General features: G+C 67.2%; 5 protein-coding genes. 3 read left to right on the top strand and 2 right to left on the bottom strand.

Annotated elements, in window-relative coordinates:
• Positions 1-498, bottom strand: a 498-nt coding sequence (gene phaR / locus AC1DZ6_RS17440) for a polyhydroxyalkanoate synthesis repressor PhaR (protein WP_477098408.1), incomplete at its 3' end; no start/stop codon positions are given.
• A gap of 221 nt (positions 499-719) precedes the next feature.
• Between phaR and AC1DZ6_RS17445 the strand changes: the two genes are divergently transcribed.
• From AC1DZ6_RS17445 to AC1DZ6_RS17455, 3 genes are all read left to right on the top strand, one after another.
• Positions 720-1895, top strand: coding sequence for an acetyl-CoA C-acetyltransferase (locus tag AC1DZ6_RS17445; protein ID WP_477098409.1), 1176 nt, complete (start codon positions 720-722; stop codon positions 1893-1895).
• A 139-nt stretch (positions 1896-2034) separates the two neighbouring features.
• Positions 2035-2760: an acetoacetyl-CoA reductase gene (gene phbB / locus AC1DZ6_RS17450; RefSeq protein ID WP_477098410.1), complete on the top strand. Its 726-nt coding sequence runs from the start codon at positions 2035-2037 to the stop codon at positions 2758-2760.
• Positions 2761-3031: 271 nt separating this feature from the next.
• A complete protein-coding gene (locus tag AC1DZ6_RS17455; RefSeq protein ID WP_477098411.1) occupies positions 3032-3721 on the top strand; it encodes a DUF4908 domain-containing protein in 690 nt (229 codons plus the stop codon).
• Positions 3722-3725: 4 nt separating this feature from the next.
• Here the strand turns inward: AC1DZ6_RS17455 and AC1DZ6_RS17460 are convergent.
• A partial coding sequence (locus AC1DZ6_RS17460) for a TonB-dependent receptor plug domain-containing protein (RefSeq protein ID WP_477098412.1) occupies positions 3726-5680 on the bottom strand: 1955 nt, incomplete at its 5' end.

Below are 5680 nucleotides of genomic sequence, written 5' to 3' on the forward strand. Positions count from 1 at the left end.
GTCGAACAGCGCCATGTTCTGGCGGATCTGATCTTCGTAGACGCCGACGCCAGGCATGCCGACGCCGGGAATCCCCTTGACGGGGGTCAGGCCGGCGAACTGGGTGCGCATGCGCTCCTGCTGCTTGGTGAAGCTCTCCAGCGACATTTCCAGATAGCTGGGCAGGAAGGCCTGCATGGAATTGCCGTAGAAACCGATCAGCTGACGGAGGAACTGGATCGGCAGCAGGTTCTGGCCGCCGCCGCGGTTCTCTTCCTCGAAGATGATCTGGGTCAGGACCGAACGGGTGATGTCGTCGTTGGTCTTGGCGTCATAGACCACGAAGTCGATCCCCTCCTTCACCATGTCCGACAGGTGCTCGAGGGTGACGTAAGAGGAAGACGCTGTGTTGTAGAGGCGACGGTTGGCGTATTTCTTGATGACGACCTTCGGGCCGGCAGCCTTCTCGCCAGGAGCGCGGGTCTGGCCCGTTTCGCCGTTTTCGTTGTTCTCGGACATTTCGTTCCCTAGGACAGCGTTGTCTCCGCCTTTTCGCATCGCACTATCGCGGATGCAAAGGCATGGCGCCAGTACCGGCGGCGCTTGGAGCTCGCAACATCCCGTGAAAATGTGCGCGTGACGAACCTCGCAGGTTTATGCAAGGTGATATTGCACTGCAAAATCATGGGCGCCGCACTTGCGAGAAGCGCCTGGAAACACGTCACGGGAGCTACTTCGCCATGAGCGACATCGTCATCGTTTCCGCCGCCCGTACGCCGGTCGGATCGTTCCTCGGCGCCCTTTCCAGCCTGCCGGCCCACGAGCTGGGCAAGCTGGCGATCCAGGCGGCGGTCGAGCGGGCCGGGATCACGCCCGCCGACGTCGACGAGGTGATCCTGGGCCAGGTGCTGCAGGCCGCCGCCGGCCAGGGTCCGGCCCGCCAGGCCTCGGTCAACGCCGGCATCCCGGTCGAGAGCCCGGCCTGGAGCCTGAACCAACTGTGCGGCTCGGGCCTGCGCGCGGTGGCCCTGGGCGCCCAGCAGATCGCCGCCGGCGACGCCAATATCGTGGTGGCGGGCGGCCAGGAGAGCATGAGCCAGGCGCCGCACGCCCAGGCCCTGCGCAACGGCCAGAAGATGGGCGACCTCAGCTTCATCGACACCATGATCAAGGACGGCCTGTGGGACGCCTTCCACGGCTACCACATGGGCCAGACCGCCGAGAACATCGCCGCCCGCTGGCAGATCACCCGCGAGGCCCAGGACAAGTTCGCCGTTGGCAGCCAGAACAAGGCCGAGGCCGCCCAGAAGGCCGGCAGGTTCGACGCCGAGATCGTTCCGGTCACCATCAAGGGCCGCAAGGGCGACACGGTCGTCGACAAGGACGAGTTCATCCGCCACGGCGTGACGATCGACGCCGTCTCGGGCCTCAAGCCCGCCTTCACCAAGGACGGCACGGTCACCGCCGCCAACGCCTCGGGCCTGAATGACGGCGCCGCCGCCCTGGTGCTGATGACCGCCGACGAGGCCAAGAAGCGCGGCCTCACCCCGCTGGTCCGCATCGCCTCGTGGGCCAATGCCGGCGTCGAGCCCGAGATCATGGGCACCGGCCCGATCCCCGCCTCGAAGAAGGCTCTGGAAAAGGCCGGCTGGAAGGCCTCGGATCTCGACCTGATCGAAAGCAACGAAGCCTTCGCCGCCCAGGCCCTGTGCGTGGTGGGCGAGCTGGGCCTCGACCCGGCCAAGGTCAATGTCAACGGCGGCGCCATCGCCATCGGCCACCCGATCGGCGCTTCGGGCGCGCGCATCCTGACCACCCTGATCCACGAGATGAAGCGCTCGGGAGCCAAGAAGGGCCTGGCCACGTTGTGCATCGGCGGCGGCATGGGCGTGGCCATGTGCGTCGAGGCGGTCTGACTCCAGGTCTTCATCCGGCGTCTTGATCAGACATCTGTTTTGATTGAACGTTTCGGCGAAATTTTCATGACGGGCGGCGTGGGGCTTGTTCCCCCGCGCCACCCGCGTGCAACCATAAGAAACTTAGCGGGAGAAAATCATGGCGAGAGTTGCGTTCGTGACCGGCGGCACCCGGGGAATCGGTCGAGCGATCTGCGAGCGGCTGGTGGCCGACGGGATGAAGGTGGCGGCCGGCTATTCCGGCAACGAGGAAGCCGCCGCGGCCTGCGCCAAGCAACTGGGCGTGATGGTGGTCAAGGGCAATGTCGGCTCGTTCGAGGACTGCGCCGCCGCCGTCAAACAGGTCGAGGCCGAGCTGGGTCCGGTCGAGGTGCTGGTCAACAACGCCGGCATCACCCGCGACGGCATGCTGCACAAGATGACCTATGAACAGTGGTCGGAAGTCATCCGCGTCAACATGGACTCGGCCTTCAACATGACCCGCCCGGTCATCGAAGGCATGCGCGACCGCGGCTGGGGCCGGATCGTCAACATCAGCTCGATCAACGGCCAGAAGGGCCAGATGGGCCAGACCAACTATTCGGCGGCCAAGGCCGGACTGATCGGCTTCACCAAGGCCCTGGCCCTGGAGAACGCCAAGAAGGGCGTCACCGTCAACGTCATCTGCCCGGGCTATATCGACACCGAGATGGTCGCGGCCGTGCCCGAAGCCGTCCTGKCCTCGATCATCGCCGGCATCCCGGTCGGCCGGTTGGGCAAGGGCGAGGAGATCGCCGACATGGTCTCGTTCCTGGCGGGCGAGCGGGCCGGCTTCGTGACCGGCGCCACCTTGACGCTCAACGGCGGCCAGTACATGGCCGCCTAGGGCGGCCTAAAGGTCACAGGGGGCCGCCAAAAAGACATGACGACTTGACGAAGACTCCCCGCCGGCTCGAAAATTCCGTCCGGCGGGGAAACTCTTCCAAGCACTTCAGGACGTCTTTGGGAAATTGCGTGGCGGCAACAAGGTCTTCGGCGTCCAAGATTCGCCCCAGTCGCGGGGCATGACCCTGGGTATGACGAGTCAAACGGCTGTGACGAGGGGGCCAGGGCGCTGGGCGATCCTGCTGGCGTTCGCCCTCGCGGCCMCAGCCSGCGTGGCGAACGCCCAGTCCAGCCTGCGCGAAGCGTTCCTCGGCGCCCGCGGCAGCGAGACGCGCAAGGCCCCGGCCCCGCCGGTCGCCCGCTATGTCGCCGAGACCGGCGACGCCTTCATCCTCGACCGCGCCGCGCCTCAGCCGCTGATGAAGTTCGAGAACAGCTCCGAGGTCTGGGTGCTGTCGCCCCAGCCGGCCCCGCGCGGCGACACCATCTACAAGAACGAGATGGGCGAGCCGGTGCTGCGGGCCAGCAAGCTGGGCGGCATGACCCTGTTCACCCGCGAGCGGCCCGGCGGCGACGCCGCCGCCCTGATGGGCAAGGCCGGCTCGATCCAGCCGCCGCCGTTCATCTCGGTCAACGTCCTGTTCCAGCGCCTGGTCCAGGCCAGCGCCCGCGCCAGCCGCGCGGCCCAGCACCGGGTCGCGTTCGAGACCGTCGACGACGCCACGCCCGGCACCTCGGTGCTGGTCGCCGACACCGCCACCGTCACCGCCGAGGCCTTCGAGCGCATGGCTCGCGATGGCGACCGCAACTTGCTGGTCCGCGTCACCCGCGTGCTGCTGGCCGAGGGTCACAAGCCCGGCGCCAGCCTGAAGGGCGGCGACCTGACGGTCACCTACGCTCCAGGCAAGGGCCTCTCGGGCCGCCCCTCGTCCAAGCGGATCATCAAGATCGTCAACAAGTAGGCGGCTACCCCAGTCGCTTGCGGACCTGGATGAACAGGTAGGGCTCGAACGGCAGGGTGCGGTACTCGACCCGGTCGACGATGTTGTCGGCGCGCGAGCCTTGGTAGATCGTCCGCTCGCGGCTGATGTTGCGCGAACTCCAGTTGGACAGGGTGGTGCGAACCGTCAGGTCCGGGTTGGGCTTCCATTCGACGAAGCCCTCGAAATACTGCTCGAAGCGGGTGGTGCGCACCTCGTTGAAGCGGAAGCGGCTGTTCTCCTGGGCGCAGTTGGTCGAGGCCCCCCAGCTCCATTTGCCGCCGGGCATGTCGCGCGTGAAGCTGACGTTGCAGACGAACGGCGTGGCGTTGGTGATGCGACGCTTTTCCAGGGTGACCGGGTCGGTGACCTCGCTGTCGAACCAGCTGAACCGAGCCTTCAGCTGGCCGCCGGAGATGTGCAGCTTGGTGGTCGGCACGGTCAGGGCGATCACGAACTGGTCGGACCGGCCGTCGCCGATGTTGCTGGGCGCGTCGCCGCCGGCGGGCAGGGGCTTGTAGTCGACGACGTCGGAAATCTCGGCGTGGGTCAGGGTGGCCGAGATCGAGCCCGCCCCCCAGAACCGCCGCTCCCACGCGACTTCGCCGACCCATGAGCGCTGGGGCTCCAGATTGGCGTCCGCGCCGTCCTGGCTGCCGGCCGACAGGTCGGCCGAGGCCACGAAGTCGCTGAAGTTCAGCTGCCCGACCTCGCGTTCCAGCCGCACGCGGATCTGGTCGACGCTGTTGGGGTTCCAGGTCGCCAGGACCCGGGGCTTGGGATAGAAGAAGCTGCGTTCCACGTCGGCGCCGCCGCTCTGGGTGATGCGCGAGACCTCCATCCGCGCGCCGGCCTCGACGGTCAGCTTGGGATTGGCGCGCCACACGGCCTTGCCGGCCGCCTCGCCGCGCAGTTCCTCGACCTTGACGTTGGGAGGACCGATGTCGACCGGCGCGCCGTTGGCGGTGTAGCGGACGGTTTCGTCCAGGAAGTTGTAGGCCCCCTCGAGGCTGCCCTCCAGCGACAGGGTGTCGGACCGGCGCTGCTTGAGCTCGCCGCGCAGGATCGATTCGCCGGTTTTGCTGCGGTCGAAATAGATCTCGTCGCGGCCCGGCGCGGCGAAGGTCGAGCCGTAGGTCTCGTCGCCCAGGTTCTGCAGAAAGACCAGCTGAAGGTCGGTGCGGGGCGAAAGCTTGCGGTCGTAGCGGGCGCCGAACTCGCCCTTCCAGTTCTCGTCGGTCTCGCCGCTGTCCTGGCGACCGGGGCTGGGCTCGTAGCGGCTGTAGACCACGTCGCGGTCGAACGAGAAGTACTCGACCTTGCCGTTCACCCGCAGCTTGCCGCCCAGGGCCGCGCGCTGGATCGCGCCGCGCGCCACGTAGTTCTGGATCTCGTCGTAGCCTTTGACGGCCTCCTTGATGGTCGGGCGGCCGTCGGGGAAGCTGATCACGCGCGAGCCGCCGTCGAAGGTCTGGTCGGTGCGGTCGATCGTGGCCAGCAGGGAGCCCTCGATCTCATTGATCCCGTCGCGGCGCGAGGCCTGGAATTCCAGCAGCGGGCCGAAGAACCCGTCCGGATAGAGGTAGGTCTGGATGTTGGCGACCTTCTCGACCTGGACGGTCGACTTGATCACCACATTGGCCAGGATGGTCTTGCCCTGCATGTCGATCCCCGGCGCGCCGCCGCGGATCAGTTCGATGCGCTCGACCGCCGAAGCCGAGATGCGCTTGAGGATGGCCTCGAGGTTCTCGCTCTTGGTGGTGGGGCGCTCGCCGTTGATCAGCACGTTGCCGGCCGTGCCGGCGAAACCCCGGGCGTCGCTGCCGCCGTCCATCCGGAAGCCGGGCAGGCGGGCGATCATGTCCAGGGCGGTGCTGGGACGCTGCTCGGCGAAGAAGCTGGGCGGGTAGCTGATCACCCCGCGCTCGGCCTCGGTCGGGG

The sequence above is a fragment of the Caulobacter sp. P1_B12_2 genome (genome assembly GCF_056406675.1).